The organism is Pseudomonas sp. LBUM1672 (assembly GCF_059695655.1).
In genome coordinates, this window is record NZ_CP166781.1 from 2,379,567 (window position 1) to 2,395,419 (window position 15,853).

The window sequence follows — 15,853 nt, forward strand, 5'->3', positions numbered from 1 at the left end:
TCAGCGGGCGGCATTATACATAGGTAGCTGGCAATCTGCCGATGGTTCATACGTAACGATTCTCGTCCATTGGTCTAAAGGTCGCAGGGGCGAGTGGGGCGTAGAGTCTTGCACCGTGCTTGAGTTTGGCGCTTTTCCCTTTGCTTTCAGGCTTGTACGTCGCGAACTGTGCAGCTTTGCGGCAGATGGTTGGAACATAGGGTTTGCGTGCCGATTTAACTGGGGTACGCTCGAACGAAGCCAGATGTTCAATCCAAACAATGGAGTTCAGCATGGGATACAAGAAGATTCAGGTTCCAGCAGTCGGCGACAAAATCACCGTCAACGCGGACCATTCTCTCAATGTTCCTAACAACCCGATCATCCCCTTCATCGAAGGCGATGGTATTGGCGTTGATATCAGCCCGGTCATGATCAAGGTTGTCGATGCTGCTGTTAAGAAGGCTTACGGCGGCGAGCGCAAAATTTCCTGGATGGAAGTCTACGCCGGGGAGAAAGCGACTCAGGTTTACGATCAGGACACCTGGCTACCTCAGGAAACCCTGGACGCAGTTAAAGATTACGTGGTTTCCATCAAGGGCCCTCTGACCACCCCGGTCGGTGGCGGCATCCGTTCCCTGAACGTGGCCCTGCGTCAACAACTGGACCTTTATGTCTGCCTGCGCCCGGTGCGCTGGTTCGAAGGCGTGCCTAGCCCGGTCAAGAAGCCAGGCGACGTCGACATGACGATCTTCCGTGAGAACTCGGAAGACATCTACGCCGGTATCGAGTGGAAAGCCGGTTCGCCGGAAGCGACCAAGGTCATCAAGTTCCTTAAAGATGAAATGGGCGTCACCAAGATCCGTTTCGACGAAAACTGCGGTATCGGCATCAAGCCGGTTTCCCTGCAAGGCACCAAGCGTCTGGCGCGAAAAGCGCTGCAGTATGTAGTCGACAACGACCGCGACTCGCTGACCATCGTGCACAAAGGCAACATCATGAAGTTCACCGAAGGTGCCTTCAAGGAATGGGCCTACGAAGTGGCCGCTGAAGAATTCGGCGCGACCCTGCTCGACGGCGGTCCGTGGATGCAGTTCAAAAACCCGAAAACCGGCAAGAACGTTATCGTCAAGGATGCCATCGCCGACGCCATGCTCCAGCAGATCCTGCTGCGCCCGGCCGAATACGATGTGATCGCGACCCTGAACCTGAACGGCGACTATCTCTCTGACGCCCTGGCGGCGGAAGTGGGTGGTATCGGTATCGCACCGGGTGCCAACCTGTCCGACACCATTGCCATGTTCGAAGCGACCCACGGTACTGCGCCGAAGTACGCCGGCAAGGACCAGGTCAACCCGGGCTCGCTGATCCTGTCCGCGGAGATGATGCTGCGCCACATGGGCTGGACCGAAGCGGCTGATCTGATCATCAAGGGCACCAACGGCGCGATTTCCGCCAAGACCGTGACCTATGACTTCGAACGTCTGATGGAGGGTGCGAAACTGCTGTCTTCTTCGGCGTTTGGTGATGCGCTCATCTCGCATATGTAAGCGAATCGGCATAAAAAAACCGCCCTCGGGCGGTTTTTTTTATGACTGGATGACGGGGAGCGTCAGCTCGACACTTTCTCCTGCTGGATGGCAGGGGCAGCCTTTTCATTCTCGACAGGGGCGGTTGTAATGTTTACCGCGTGCAGCCCTTTGGGGCCCTGGATGATCTCGAAGCTTACGATTTGCCCGGCCTTCAGTGTCCTGTACCCGTTCATATCGATGGCCGAGTAGTGGGCAAAGAAATCAATAAGACCACCGTCCTCGTCACGACCTTCTCTGGCATCGGTGTTAATGAAACCGAACCCCTTGGCATTGTTGAACCATTTCACCTTACCGACTGACATACCCATATCCCTCTGCAACAGACTCCATCACTGGAGTATCATCCAGTACATCCGCAGTCAGATCTTTAAATAAGATTGACTCCGCGGACCTTTTTTACCCACTGTGGGCTCTATTGGTTGTAACACTGTTTTCCCGATAGTCAAGGTGACCGGGCGGTCGGAGTTGAAATCGTCCATAGCCGCCCCCACCACTGTATTTGAACAACTGACGAACCTTTCTTTCCATGCATGCAATCAGCCAGATTCGACTAACATTCAATCAGGATCGCCCGGCTCTCCAAAAAGATCACCCGGAGCCCCACGACGACGATTCCGCAGGCATTGCTGTTCAGGAGGCAAAGCCTGCTTTACAGGCGCCGCCGATGTACAAGGTGGTTTTGTTCAACGATGACTACACACCGATGGATTTCGTCGTCGAAGTGCTCGAGGTGTTTTTTAACCTGAATCGGGAGCTGGCGACCAAGGTCATGCTGGCCGTCCACACAGAAGGACGGGCAGTATGTGGAGTGTTTACCCGCGACATCGCCGAGACTAAGGCCATGCAGGTCAACCAGTACGCCAGGGAAAGCCAGCATCCGCTACTCTGTGAAATCGAGAAGGACGGTTAATCGCCGACCACTTGGGTATGAGGTGAAGCTATGTTAAACCGCGAGCTCGAAGTCACCCTCAATCTTGCCTTCAAGGAGGCTAGATCGAAGCGTCATGAATTCATGACCGTCGAACACCTCCTGCTGGCCCTATTGGACAATGAGGCTGCCGCCACCGTTTTGCGTGCCTGCGGCGCAAACCTCGACAAACTCAAGCACGATCTGCAGGAGTTCATCGACTCCACCACGCCATTGATTCCTGTCCATGACGAGGATCGCGAAACCCAGCCAACCCTGGGCTTCCAGCGTGTACTGCAACGTGCTGTTTTCCACGTACAGAGCTCGGGCAAACGCGAAGTGACTGGCGCTAACGTGCTGGTCGCCATCTTCAGTGAGCAAGAGAGTCAGGCAGTGTTCCTGCTGAAACAGCAGAGCGTTGCGCGCATTGATGTCGTCAACTACATCGCCCATGGCATTTCCAAAGTGCCTGGGCATGGCGATCACTCTGAAGGTGAGCAAGATATGCAGGACGACGAGGGCGGTGAGTCTTCTTCTTCAGGCAATCCTCTGGATGCTTATGCCAGCAACCTCAACGAACTCGCGCGCCAGGGTCGTATCGATCCGTTGGTCGGCCGTGAGCTGGAAGTCGAGCGCGTCGCGCAGATCCTGGCGCGTCGTCGCAAAAACAATCCGTTGCTGGTGGGCGAGGCGGGCGTGGGTAAAACCGCGATTGCCGAAGGCCTGGCCAAACGCATTGTCGACAACCAGGTGCCGGACTTGCTGGCCAACAGCGTGGTGTATTCCCTCGACTTGGGCGCCTTGCTGGCCGGGACCAAATACCGCGGCGATTTCGAGAAGCGCTTCAAGGCGTTGCTCAACGAGCTGAAAAAACGTCCGCAGGCGATCCTGTTCATCGACGAAATCCACACCATAATCGGTGCGGGCGCTGCGTCCGGTGGCGTCATGGATGCCTCGAACCTGCTCAAGCCGCTGCTGTCGTCGGGCGATATCCGTTGCATCGGATCGACCACGTTCCAGGAATTCCGCGGGATCTTCGAGAAGGACCGTGCCTTGGCCCGGCGCTTCCAGAAGGTCGACGTGTCGGAGCCTTCGGTGGAAGACACCATTGGCATCCTGCGCGGCCTGAAAGGTCGTTTCGAAGCGCACCACAACATCGAATACAGCGATGAAGCGTTGCGTGCCGCCGCTGAACTGGCGTCGCGCTACATCAATGACCGGCACATGCCGGACAAGGCCATCGACGTCATCGACGAGGCCGGCGCCTATCAGCGTCTGCAGCCAATCGAGAAACGCGTGAAACGCATCGAAGTTCCTCAGGTCGAGGACATCGTTGCGAAAATCGCGCGGATTCCACCTAAGCACGTCACCAGCTCCGACAAAGAGCTGCTGCGTAACCTTGAGCGTGACCTGAAGCTGACCGTATTTGGCCAGGATGCCGCGATCGACTCGCTGTCGACCGCGATCAAACTGTCCCGTGCCGGCCTCAAGTCGCCTGACAAGCCTGTCGGTTCGTTCCTGTTCGCCGGTCCTACCGGTGTCGGTAAAACCGAAGCGGCGCGTCAGCTGGCCAAGGCGTTGGGCATCGAGCTGGTTCGTTTCGACATGTCCGAGTACATGGAGCGCCACACCGTATCGCGTCTGATCGGTGCGCCTCCAGGCTACGTCGGGTTCGATCAGGGCGGTCTGCTGACCGAAGCCATCACCAAGCAGCCTCACTGCGTGCTGTTGCTCGATGAGATCGAGAAGGCGCATCCGGAAGTCTTCAACCTGCTGCTGCAGGTCATGGACCACGGTACGCTGACCGATAACAACGGGCGCAAGGCGGATTTCCGTAACGTGATCGTTATCATGACGACCAACGCCGGTGCCGAAACAGCTGCTCGCGCTTCGATCGGTTTCACCCATCAGGACCACTCGTCCGATGCGATGGAAGTGATCAAGAAGAGCTTCACGCCGGAGTTCCGCAACCGTCTGGACACTATTATCCAGTTTGGTCGCCTCAGTCATGAGGTCATCAAAAGCGTGGTGGACAAGTTCCTTACCGAGCTTCAGGCGCAGCTGGAAGACAAGCGTGTGCAGCTGGAAGTGACCGACGCAGCGCGAAGCTGGCTGGCAGCCGGTGGCTACGACTCGGCGATGGGTGCTCGACCAATGGCGCGTTTGATCCAGGACAAGATCAAGCGTCCGCTGGCGGAAGAGATCCTCTTCGGCGAACTGGCCGACCATGGCGGCGTGGTGCACATCGACCTCAAGGACGGCGAGCTGACCTTCGAGTTCGAAACCACGGCTGAAATGGCCTGACGTTAACCGCAACAAAGCAAAAGGCGCCGAGAGGCGCCTTTTTGCTGTCTGGGGTTTGTACACCGCACCCTGTGGGAGCGAGCCTGCTCGCGATGAGGCCCGCACATTCAACGTCAATGCAAGCTGATCCACCGCTATCGCGAGCAGGCTCGCTCCCACAGGGGGCAGAGTTGATCCATCAAATCGCAGACAAACAAAAACGCCCGGCATAAACCGGGCGTTTTGTATTGACTTGATTAGCGAGCGCGGTAAGTGATGCGCCCTTTGCTCAAGTCATAGGGCGTCAGCTCGACGCGCACTTTGTCACCGGTAAGAATACGAATGTAGTTCTTGCGCATCTTGCCGGAGATATGCGCGGTTACGACGTGCCCATTTTCCAACTCCACACGAAACATGGTGTTGGGCAGGGTGTCGACGACAGTGCCTTCCATTTCGAAGCTGTCTTCTTTCGACATGCAGTAAAGCCCTCGGTGTCCAATGAATGGCCCGGTGCAACTGCGCCAGGCAAAAGCGGCGTGCATTGTGCCCGAAAAATGGGGTTTAAGCCAAGGGGTTCTAGTTCAGGATGACCCAGCGCTGATTAATCAGCAGTTCGATAGGCCGATATTGCGTCTTGTAGCTCATCTTTTTGCAGTTTTTGATCCAGTAGCCGAGGTAGACGGCTTCCAGCCCGAGGCGCTGGGCCTCGGCGATTTGCCAGAGGATCGCGTAGCGACCCAGGCTGCGGCGTTCTTCATCGGGTTCGTAGAAGGTGTAGACCGCCGACAGACCGTTCGGCAGCAAGTCGGTCACGGCCACCGCCAGCAGTCGGCCTTCGAGACGAAATTCGTAAAAACGCGAGAACGGCAGGTCACGTACCAGGAACGTCGAAAACTGGTCGCGACTCGGTGGGTACATGTCGCCATCGGCGTGACGCTGTTCGATGTAGCGCTGATAGAGATCGAAATACTCTTCGCTGAATGTCGGCCGGGCCGGGCGCACTTGCAGGTCGGCGTTGCGTTTGAAGATGCGTTTCTGCTGACGGTTGGGTGCAAATTGCGCCACAGGGATGCGCGCCGGGACGCACGCATTGCAATTCTGGCAATGAGGCCGGTAGAGATGATCGCCGCTGCGACGAAAACCCATTTCAGACAGGTCTGCGTAGACATGCACATCCATGGGCTGACTAGGGTCGAGGAACAGCGTCGTGGCCTGCTCCTCGGGCAGATAACTGCAAGAGTGGGGCTGAGTGGCATAAAACTTCAAACGCGCCAACTCGGTCATGATCAACCCTCGGGAATAAGCTTTGGATTAAGTGTAAGCCACGCGCGCAAAAGTCGCTCAGCAAACCCAGGTGGCGCGGCTGGGTTGATCCAGATGCTGCGCGAGGAAGTTGGCGAAATCGCGCCTAGGAATCGCTCGGGCGCCGAGACTGTGCAGATGGTCGGTCGGCATCTGGCAGTCGATCAGCACAAAACCTGAATCTTTCAGATGTCGCACCAGAGTGGCAAAGCCATATTTCGAGGCATTGTCAGCGCGGCTGAACATCGATTCGCCGAAGAACAGCTGACCCATCGCCAGGCCATAGAGCCCGCCGACCAGCACGCCATCATCCCAAACCTCCACGGAATGCGCGTAGCCACGCTTGTGCAGTTCGAGGTAAGCCGTCTGCATCGCGTCAGTGATCCAGGTGCCGTCGGCATACTCCCGGGGTGCGGCGCAGGCGCTGATCACCGAGGCAAAATCCTGATCAAAGGTCACTTGATAGCGTTGCTGGCGCAGCAATTTATTCAGGCTGCGCGAGACATGCAGTTCGTCGGGAAAAAGAACGGTGCGCGGATCGGGCGACCACCAAAGGATCGGCTGGCCTTCCGAGAACCATGGAAAGCAGCCGTGGCGATAAGCCTGAATCAGGCGATCGGCGGACAGATCGCCACCCGCGGCCAACAATCCGTTGGGGTCGCGCATGGCTTTTTCCAGCGGCGGGAAGGTCAGGGTGTTGCGTTGTAACCAAGTCAGCATGGCATCCGGGCTTGCAGAAGGGGAGGGCGGTGGCGGGCTGGTGGGCCCGCCGTAAAGTGTGCCGTCAAACAGTGGGAATGTCGTCGAGGTATTTCTCGGCGTCCAGCGCGGCCATGCAGCCAGCCCCGGCGGAGGTCACGGCCTGGCGGTAAACGTGGTCGGCCACGTCGCCGGCGGCGAACACCCCCGGGATCTCGGTGGCCGTGGCATCGCCTTCGCTGCCACCCCTGACCAGCAGATAACCGTCACGCATTTTCAGCTGGCCCTCGAACAGGTCGGTATTGGGCTTGTGACCGATGGCGATGAACACGCCAGCCACCGCCAATTCACTGGTTTCGCCAGTATGACTGTCGCGCAGACGGGCGCCGGTCACGCCGCTGGCATCACCCAATACTTCATCGAGATTCTGATTCCAGTGCAGGCGGATATTGCCGTTGGCGGCTTTTTCGAAGAGCTTGTCCTGGAGAATCTTCTCCGAGCGCAACTTGTCGCGCCGGTGAATCAAGTGTACTTCCTTGGCGATGTTCGACAGGTACAGCGCCTCTTCAACCGCTGTGTTGCCACCGCCGACAACCGCGACCACTTGATTGCGATAAAAGAACCCGTCGCAGGTGGCGCAGGCTGAAACCCCACGGCCGGCAAAGGTTTCTTCCGATGGCAGCCCCAGGTACTGCGCTGAAGCGCCGGTCGCGATAATCAGGGCGTCGCAGGTGTAAGTGTCGCCATCGCCGATCAGCTCGAACGGCCGTTGCTGCAACTTGGCGGTGTGGATGTGGTCGTAAACGATCTCGGTGGCAAAGCGCTCGGCGTGTTTTTGCATGCGTTCCATCAGCACCGGGCCGGTGAGGCCTTCGACGTCGCCAGGCCAGTTGTCGACTTCAACGGTGGTGGTCAGCTGGCCACCTGCCTGTATGCCGGTGATGACAACGGGTTTGAGGTTGGCGCGTGCGGCATAAACGGCCGCGCTGTATCCGGCAGGGCCGGAACCCAGAATGATCAGGCGGGAATGCTTCGGTTCGCTCATAAAAACACCTCATAAGCCTTTGTCACAAAAGAGAATGCATGCTCAAATTGAACCGCGCGTAACGTGCTGCTGGCTATGCTACACCGAAGGGCTTCAAGCATGGCATCGGGCGAACAAACCCGTACAATGCCGTCTGTAACAGTGGTTGTAACAAAATAAGCTGTGCGTGCCGTGTTTATAAAAACCGGGGTGCAGTGTTAAAAGTAGTCCCAGTTGTGCGTGTTAACTTTTTTACCTGCCTGGATTGGGCAGTTTTTATAGTCATTCAACAGATGGACGCGCCACAGGCGCAGGAAAAGAAGCGTTTTGAAGAAATCCACCGCAGCACCTAAACCAGCCGTCGTTCCACTTTGGCGCCAGCATTTGCACTACCGGCTCAAGGAAGGTGCATTGATCGCCATCGGCGGCTTGTGCCTGTTCCTGATGATGGCCTTGTTGACCTATGGCAAGGACGATCCAGGCTGGAGCCATAACAGCAAGATCGACGACGTGCAGAACTTCGGCGGACCGGTCGGCTCCTACAGCGCCGACATCCTGTTCATGGTGCTGGGTTACTTCGCCTACATCTTCCCGCTGTTGCTGGCGATCAAGGCCTATCAGATCTTCCGTCAGCGCCACGAACAGTGGCAGTGGAGCGGCTGGCTGTTCTCCTGGCGCCTGATCGGCCTGGTGTTTCTGGTGCTGTCGGGCGCCGCTTTGGCGCATATCCATTTCCATGCGGCCACCGGTCTGCCGGCCGGTGCTGGCGGCGCGTTGGGCGAAAGCCTTGGCGACCTGGCCAGGAACGCGCTGAACATCCAGGGCAGCACGCTGTTGTTCATCGCGCTGTTCCTGTTCGGCCTGACCGTATTCACCGACCTTTCGTGGTTCAAGGTGATGGACGTCACCGGCAAGATCACCCTCGACCTGTTCGAACTGTTCCAGGGTGCGGCCAATCGCTGGTGGGCCGCCCGTGTCGAGCGCAAACAGCTGGTTGCGCAGTTGCGTGAAGTCGACGATCGCGTGCATGACGTGGTCGCCCCGACGGTGACCGACAAACGCGAGCAAGCCAAGGTCAAGGAACGCCTGATCGAACGTGAGCAGGCCCTGAGCAAGCACATGTCGGACCGCGAAAAGCAGGTGCCGCCTGTCATCGCACCTGCGCCGCCCAAGCCGGCAGCGCCGAGCAAGCGCGTAGAGAAAGAGAAGCAGGCGCCGTTGTTCGTTGACAGCGCCGTCGAAGGCACCTTGCCGCCGATCTCGATTCTCGACCCGGCCGAAAAGAAACAACTCAATTATTCGCCAGAGTCGCTGGCCGCCGTCGGCCACTTGCTGGAAATCAAGCTCAAGGAATTCGGCGTCGAAGTCTCGGTGGATTCGATTCACCCGGGCCCGGTCATTACCCGTTACGAAATCCAGCCGGCCGCCGGCGTCAAAGTCAGCCGCATCTCCAACCTGGCAAAAGACTTGGCGCGTTCCCTGGCCGTGACCAGCGTCCGTGTGGTGGAAGTGATTCCGGGCAAGACCACCGTTGGTATCGAGATTCCCAACGAAGACCGCCAGATCGTGCGTTTCTCCGAAGTGCTGTCGACGCCTGAGTACGACAACTTCAAGTCGCCGGTCACCCTGGCCCTGGGCCACGACATCGGCGGCAAGCCGGTCATCACCGACCTGGCGAAAATGCCGCACTTGCTGGTGGCCGGTACGACCGGTTCCGGTAAGTCGGTGGGTGTGAACGCGATGATCCTGTCGATCCTGTTCAAGTCCGGCCCGGAAGACGCCAAGCTGATCATGATCGACCCGAAAATGCTCGAGCTGTCGATCTACGAAGGCATTCCGCACCTGCTGTGCCCGGTCGTGACCGACATGAAGGACGCGGCCAACGCGCTGCGTTGGAGCGTGGCGGAGATGGAGCGTCGCTATAAGCTGATGGCGAAGATGGGCGTACGAAACCTGTCGGGCTTCAACGCCAAGGTCAAGGAAGCCCAGGACGCCGGCACGCCGCTGACCGATCCTCTGTACAAGCGCGAAAGCATTCACGACGAAGCACCGCTGCTGACCAAGCTGCCGACCATCGTCGTGGTGGTCGACGAATTCGCCGACATGATGATGATCGTCGGCAAGAAGGTTGAAGAACTGATCGCCCGTATTGCCCAGAAGGCCCGTGCGGCCGGTATCCACTTGATCCTCGCGACCCAGCGTCCGTCGGTTGACGTGATCACCGGTCTGATCAAGGCCAACATCCCGACCCGTATGGCGTTCCAGGTGTCGAGCAAGATCGACTCCCGGACCATCATCGACCAGGGCGGTGCCGAACAACTGCTGGGCCACGGTGACATGCTCTACATGCCGCCGGGCACCAGCCTGCCGATTCGTGTCCATGGTGCGTTCGTGTCCGATGACGAGGTTCACCGGGTGGTTGAAGCCTGGAAACTGCGTGGCGCACCGGAATACAACGACGAAATCCTGGCCGGTGTTGAAGAGGCCGGTAGCGGTTTCGACGGCGGCAGTGGCGGTGGTGACGAAGACAGTGAATCCGATGCGCTTTATGACGAAGCGGTGCAGTTCGTCCTGGAAAGCCGTCGTGCGTCCATCTCTGCGGTTCAGCGCAAGCTGAAAATCGGCTACAACCGCGCTGCGCGCATGATCGAAGCCATGGAAATGGCCGGGGTCGTGACGTCCATGAATACCAACGGCTCGCGTGAAGTCCTGGCGCCTGGCCCGGTACGCGACTGATTTGATTTTGAAAGGATGGCGCACTGATGCGCCACCCGAACTCCCACGAATGTTATGAGGACTCCCATGCGTCTTATCCGCATGCTGTTGCTGCCGGTACTGGCTTTGACCACGCTCTCGGCCCACGCCGATGACAAGGACGTGGCGCGTCTGACCCAACTGCTCGAAAAATCCCAGACCCTGACTGCGCGCTTCTCTCAGCTGACGCTGGACGGCAGCGGCACCCAGTTGCAGGAAACCGCGGGTGAAATGTCCTTGCAGCGTCCTGGCTTGTTCTACTGGCACACCAACGCGCCAGCCGAACAGACGATGGTTTCCGATGGCAAGAAGGTAACGTTGTGGGATCCGGACCTGGAGCAGGCCACCATCAAGAACCTCGACCAGCGTCTGACCCAGACGCCGGCACTGTTGTTGTCCGGTGACGTGTCCAAGATCAGCCAGAGCTTCGACATCAGCGCCAAAGAAGCCGGCGGCGTGATCGATTTCACCTTGAAGCCGAAAACCAAGGACACCCTGTTCGACAGCTTGCGTCTGTCGTTCCGCAACGGCCTGGTCAATGACATGCAGATGATCGACAGCGTCGGTCAGCGCACCAATATCCTGTTCACCGGCGTGAAGGCCAACGAGCCGATCCCGGCCTCCAAGTTCAAGTTCGACATCCCTAAAGGCGCGGACGTCATCCAAGAGTAAAACGCAAAACCTGTGGGAGCGGGCTTGTGTGGCGAGGGAGCTTGCTCCCGCTGGGGCGCGAAGCGCCCCCCAAAATGGGACTGCTGCGCAGTCCAGCGGGAGCAAGCTCCCTCGCCACAGGATTTCGCCAGACTTGAGAACTGCGTAATAAAGCGAGGTTTCAACCGCACGTGATGGACCTGTTTCGCAGCGCCCCGATAGCTCAACCATTGGCAGCACGCCTGCGCGCAGCCAATCTGGACGAGTACGTCGGTCAGGAACACCTGCTCGCTCGCGGCAAGCCTTTGCGCGAAGCGCTGGAGCAGGGTGCCTTGCACTCGATGATCTTCTGGGGTCCGCCGGGCGTGGGCAAGACCACCTTGGCGCGGTTGCTTGCGGAAGTCTCGGATGCGCACTTCGAAACGGTCTCGGCGGTGCTGGCCGGCGTTAAGGAAATCCGTCAGGCGGTGGAGATCGCCAAGCAGCAGGCCGGCCAGTACGGCAAGCGAACCATCCTGTTCGTCGATGAGGTGCATCGCTTCAACAAGTCGCAGCAGGATGCATTCCTGCCGTACGTCGAAGACGGCACACTGATTTTCATCGGTGCGACCACGGAAAATCCCTCGTTCGAACTCAACAACGCGTTGCTCTCCCGGGCACGCGTCTACGTGCTCAAAAGCCTCGACGAATCGGCCCTGCGCAAACTGGTGAATCGGGCGTTGACCGAAGAGCGTGGCTTGGGCAAGCGGCAACTGACCCTCAGCGATGAAGGCTTCCAGATGCTGTTGTCCGCCGCCGATGGCGATGGTCGGCGCCTGCTCAACCTGTTGGAAAACGCTTCCGACCTGGCCGAAGACAACAGCGAGATCGGTGTCGATCTGCTGCAAAGTCTGCTCGGGGATACCCGTCGGCGTTTCGACAAGGGCGGCGAAGCGTTCTACGACCAGATTTCCGCGCTGCATAAATCGGTGCGCGGCTCCAATCCCGACGGTGCGCTGTACTGGTTCGCGCGCATGATCGACGGCGGTTGCGATCCGCTGTACCTGGCCCGGCGCGTGGTGCGCATGGCCAGCGAAGACATCGGCAACGCCGACCCGCGTGCCCTTAGTCTGTGCCTGGCGGCGTGGGAAGTGCAGGAGCGCCTCGGCAGCCCCGAAGGTGAATTGGCGGTGGCCCAGGCCATCACCTATCTGGCTTGCGCGCCGAAAAGCAACGCGGTGTACATGGGCTTCAAGGCCGCCATGCGCAGCGCCACCGAACACGGTTCGCTGGAAGTGCCGCTGCACCTGCGCAACGCGCCGACCAAACTGATGAAGCAATTGGGTTACGGCGATGAATACCGTTATGCCCACGATGAGCCGGATGCTTATGCCGCCGGCGAAGACTATTTCCCGGAAGAACTCGAGCCGCAACCGTTCTATCAGCCCGTGCCCCGTGGCCTGGAGCTGAAAATCGGCGAAAAGCTCAATCACCTCGCACAACTTGACCGTCTAAGCCCCCGGCAGCGGAGAAAATAAGTGATTTCTTTGGTCATTGCGGTCTCCGTCGGCGGTGTCGCCGGAACACTGTTGCGCTTTGCCACCGGTAATTGGGTCAACGCTAATTGGCCGCGGCACTTCTATACCGCAACGCTGGCCGTTAATATCGTCGGCTGTTTGTTGATCGGCGTTCTATACGGTCTGTTTTTGATACGCCCGGAGGTGCCGATCGAGGTGCGCGCCGGGTTGATGGTCGGCTTCCTCGGGGGGCTGACGACTTTTTCATCCTTTTCACTGGATACGGTGCGCCTGCTCGAAACCGGGCAAATGCCGCTGGCCCTGGGCTATGCTGCCATCAGCGTATTCGGCGGGCTGCTCGCCACCTGGGCTGGCCTGTCCTTGACCAAACTTTGATAACGAGAGACCGATATGCTCGATTCCAAACTGTTACGTAGCAACCTTCAGGACGTAGCGGACCGCCTGGCATCCCGTGGCTACACGCTGGATGTTGCGCGCATCGAAGCGCTGGAAGAACAGCGCAAGACCGTCCAGACCCGCACCGAAGCACTGCAGGCTGAACGTAATGCGCGCTCAAAATCCATCGGTCAGGCCAAGCAGCGCGGCGAAGACATCGCGCCGCTGATGGCCGACGTCGAGCGCATGGCGAACGAATTGAGCGCCGGTAAAGTCGAGCTGGACGCGATCCAGACCGATCTGGATTCGATCCTGCTCGGTATCCCGAACCTGCCGCACGAGTCCGTGCCGATCGGTGATGACGAAGACGGCAACGTCGAAGTGCGCCGCTGGGGCACCCCGACCGCTTTCGATTTCCCGGTTCAGGATCACGTGGCCCTGGGTGAGAAGTTCGGCTGGCTGGACTTCGAAACAGCCGCCAAGCTGTCTGGCGCCCGTTTCGCCTTGTTGCGCGGCCCGATCGCCCGTATGCACCGCGCCCTGGCGCAGTTCATGATCAACCTGCACACCAGCGAACACGGTTACGAAGAGGCTTACACGCCGTATCTGGTCCAGGCGCCAGCACTGCAAGGCACTGGTCAGCTGCCGAAGTTCGAAGAAGACCTGTTCAAGATCAGCCGTGAAGGCGAAGCGGATCTGTACCTGATCCCGACCGCTGAAGTGTCGCTGACCAACATCGTCGCCGGCGAGATCGTCGATTCGAAACTGTTGCCGATCAAGTTCGTTGCTCACACGCCGTGCTTCCGCAGTGAAGCCGGTGCGTCGGGCCGTGACACCCGCGGCATGATCCGCCAGCACCAGTTCGACAAGGTTGAGATGGTGCAGATCGTTGAGCCGTCGACGTCGATGGAAGCACTGGAAGGCCTGACCGCCAACGCTGAAAAAGTCCTGCAACTGCTGGAACTGCCTTATCGCACGATTGCCCTGTGCACCGGCGACATGGGCTTCAGCGCGGTCAAGACTTACGATCTGGAAGTGTGGATCCCGAGCCAGGACAAGTACCGCGAGATTTCGTCGTGCTCCAACTGCGGCGACTTCCAGGCGCGTCGTATGCAAGCGCGTTTCCGCAACCCGGAAACCGGCAAGCCTGAACTGGTTCACACCCTCAACGGTTCCGGCCTGGCGGTCGGTCGTACGCTGGTGGCAGTGCTGGAAAACTACCAGCAGGCCGACGGTTCGATCCGTGTGCCAGAAGTGCTGAAACCGTACATGGGTGGCCTTGAGGTCATCGGCTAAATGGACTATCTGCCGCTGTTTCATAACCTTCGCGGCAGTCGTGTGTTGGTCGTCGGCGGCGGGGAGATTGCCTTGCGCAAATCCCGCCTGCTGGCCGAAGCCGGTGCGCTGCTGCGGGTGGTTGCACCTGAAATCGAACCGCAACTGCGCGAGCTGGTTGTCGGCAGCGGTGGCGAGTGTCTGGTGCGTGGCTACGTCGAAGCGGACCTGGATGGTTGCGGGCTGATCATTGCCGCCACCGATGACGAACCGCTGAACGCGCAAGTCTCCGCCGATGCCCATCGGCGTTGCGTGCCGGTCAACGTGGTGGATGCGCCGGCCTTGTGCAGCGTGATCTTCCCGGCGATCGTCGACCGTTCCCCCTTGATTATCGCGGTGTCCAGCGGCGGCGATGCTCCGGTGCTGGCGCGGCTGATCCGCGCCAAGCTGGAAACCTGGATTCCTTCCACCTACGGTCAACTGGCCGGTCTGGCGGCGCGTTTTCGCAGCCAGGTCAAACGCCTGTTCCCGGATGTGCAGCAGCGTCGGGCGTTCTGGGAAGATGTGTTCCAGGGGCCGATTGCCGACCGCCAACTGGCCGGGCAGGGTGCCGAAGCCGAGCGCTTGATGCTCGCCAAGATCAATGGCGAAGCGCCGGTCGCCACGGGTGAAGTGTATTTGGTCGGCGCAGGTCCAGGTGATCCGGACTTGCTGACCTTCCGTGCCTTGCGCCTGATGCAGCAAGCCGATGTGGTGCTCTACGACCGCCTGGTCGCCCCGGCGATTCTCGATTTGTGCCGTCGCGATGCCGAGCGGGTCTACGTCGGCAAGCGTCGCGCCGATCACGCCGTGCCTCAGGATCAGATCAACCAGCAATTGGTGGATCTGGCGAAGCAGGGCAAGCGGGTCGTGCGATTGAAGGGCGGTGATCCGTTCATCTTCGGTCGCGGCGGTGAAGAGATCGAAGAGCTGGCGGCCCATGGCATCCCGTTCCAGGTCGTACCGGGCATCACGGCCGCCAGCGGTTGCGCGGCGTACGCCGGGATTCCGCTGACTCATCGTGATTACGCGCAGTCGGTGCGATTTGTCACCGGGCATTTGAAGGACGGCTCCACCGATTTGCCGTGGGCCGACCTGGTCGCGCCGGCGCAAACCCTGGTGTTTTACATGGGGTTGGTGGGCTTGCCGATCATCTGCGAGCAGTTGATCAAGCACGGTCGCGGGGCGGACACCCCGGCGGCGTTGATCCAGCAGGGCACCACGGTCAATCAGCGGGTGTTTACCGGCACGCTGGCTGATCTTCCTCGACTGGTGGCGGAGCATGAAGTGCATGCGCCCACGCTGGTGATTGTTGGGGAAGTGGTGCAACTGCGCGAGAAACTGGCGTGGTTTGAAGGGGCTCAGGCGCAAGTCTGAACACTGAGTCGCCCCAATCGCTAGCAGGCTAGCTCCCACAGGGGATTTGTGAACGACACAAATCCAGTGTGGGAGCTAG

At 59.2% G+C, this 15,853-nt stretch carries 14 protein-coding genes; 9 read left to right on the top strand and 5 right to left on the bottom strand.

The window, feature by feature from the left end; all coding sequences use genetic code 11:
* The first annotated feature begins 272 nt into the window (after window positions 1-272).
* Entirely contained in the window at window positions 273-1,529 is a 1,257-nt protein-coding gene (gene icd, locus ACA053_RS10830; protein WP_008146904.1) for an NADP-dependent isocitrate dehydrogenase, read from the top strand.
* A 62-nt stretch (window positions 1,530-1,591) separates the two neighbouring features.
* On the opposite strand, the gene ACA053_RS10835 is transcribed toward icd, so the two are convergent.
* Entirely contained in the window at window positions 1,592-1,873 is a 282-nt protein-coding gene (locus ACA053_RS10835; protein WP_109636008.1) for a cold shock domain-containing protein, read from the bottom strand.
* 224 nt (window positions 1,874-2,097) lie between these two features.
* Between ACA053_RS10835 and clpS the strand changes: the two genes are divergently transcribed.
* Together clpS and clpA are read left to right on the top strand one after the other, a co-directional pair.
* On the top strand, window positions 2,098-2,481 hold the full coding sequence (clpS, locus tag ACA053_RS10840) for an ATP-dependent Clp protease adapter ClpS (RefSeq protein ID WP_010458899.1): 384 nt from the start codon (window positions 2,098-2,100) through the stop codon (window positions 2,479-2,481).
* 30 nt (window positions 2,482-2,511) lie between these two features.
* Entirely contained in the window at window positions 2,512-4,782 is a 2,271-nt protein-coding gene (gene clpA / locus ACA053_RS10845; RefSeq protein WP_007946437.1) for an ATP-dependent Clp protease ATP-binding subunit ClpA, read from the top strand.
* Between the two features lie 236 nt (window positions 4,783-5,018).
* Here the strand turns inward: clpA and infA are convergent, their stop codons facing one another.
* The 4 genes from infA to trxB form a co-directional block, all read right to left on the bottom strand.
* A complete protein-coding gene (infA, locus tag ACA053_RS10850; protein WP_002553999.1) occupies window positions 5,019-5,237 on the bottom strand; it encodes a translation initiation factor IF-1 in 219 nt (72 codons plus the stop codon).
* A 100-nt stretch (window positions 5,238-5,337) separates the two neighbouring features.
* A complete protein-coding gene (locus ACA053_RS10855; protein WP_109629446.1) occupies window positions 5,338-6,045 on the bottom strand; it encodes an arginyltransferase in 708 nt (235 codons plus the stop codon).
* Between the two features lie 57 nt (window positions 6,046-6,102).
* The gene (gene aat / locus ACA053_RS10860; RefSeq protein ID WP_497317111.1) at window positions 6,103-6,783 is read right to left on the bottom strand and encodes a leucyl/phenylalanyl-tRNA--protein transferase; all 681 of its coding nucleotides are present in this window, start codon (window positions 6,781-6,783) and stop codon (window positions 6,103-6,105) included.
* A gap of 64 nt (window positions 6,784-6,847) precedes the next feature.
* Window positions 6,848-7,807 carry a thioredoxin-disulfide reductase gene (trxB, locus tag ACA053_RS10865; protein WP_497317113.1) on the bottom strand — a complete coding sequence of 320 codons (960 nt, stop codon included), beginning with the start codon at window positions 7,805-7,807 and terminating at the stop codon, window positions 6,848-6,850.
* Window positions 7,808-8,113: 306 nt separating this feature from the next.
* Between trxB and ACA053_RS10870 the strand changes: the two genes are divergently transcribed.
* From ACA053_RS10870 to cysG, 6 genes are all read left to right on the top strand, one after another.
* Window positions 8,114-10,522, top strand: a complete 2,409-nt coding sequence (locus ACA053_RS10870; RefSeq protein WP_109629455.1) for a DNA translocase FtsK — start codon at window positions 8,114-8,116, stop codon at window positions 10,520-10,522.
* A 66-nt stretch (window positions 10,523-10,588) separates the two neighbouring features.
* The gene (gene lolA / locus ACA053_RS10875) at window positions 10,589-11,212 is read left to right on the top strand and encodes an outer membrane lipoprotein periplasmic chaperone LolA (protein WP_008154853.1); all 624 of its coding nucleotides are present in this window, start codon (window positions 10,589-10,591) and stop codon (window positions 11,210-11,212) included.
* Window positions 11,213-11,385: 173 nt separating this feature from the next.
* Window positions 11,386-12,708: a replication-associated recombination protein A gene (locus tag ACA053_RS10880; protein ID WP_497318209.1), complete on the top strand. Its 1,323-nt coding sequence runs from the start codon at window positions 11,386-11,388 to the stop codon at window positions 12,706-12,708.
* On the top strand, window positions 12,709-13,083 hold the full coding sequence (crcB, locus tag ACA053_RS10885) for a fluoride efflux transporter CrcB (protein WP_497395391.1): 375 nt from the start codon (window positions 12,709-12,711) through the stop codon (window positions 13,081-13,083).
* A gap of 15 nt (window positions 13,084-13,098) precedes the next feature.
* A complete protein-coding gene (gene serS / locus ACA053_RS10890; protein WP_109629460.1) occupies window positions 13,099-14,379 on the top strand; it encodes a serine--tRNA ligase in 1,281 nt (426 codons plus the stop codon).
* The gene (gene cysG / locus ACA053_RS10895; RefSeq protein ID WP_497335417.1) at window positions 14,380-15,774 is read left to right on the top strand and encodes a siroheme synthase CysG; all 1,395 of its coding nucleotides are present in this window, start codon (window positions 14,380-14,382) and stop codon (window positions 15,772-15,774) included. It begins immediately after the preceding gene.
* The last annotated feature ends 79 nt before the right edge of the window (window positions 15,775-15,853 follow it).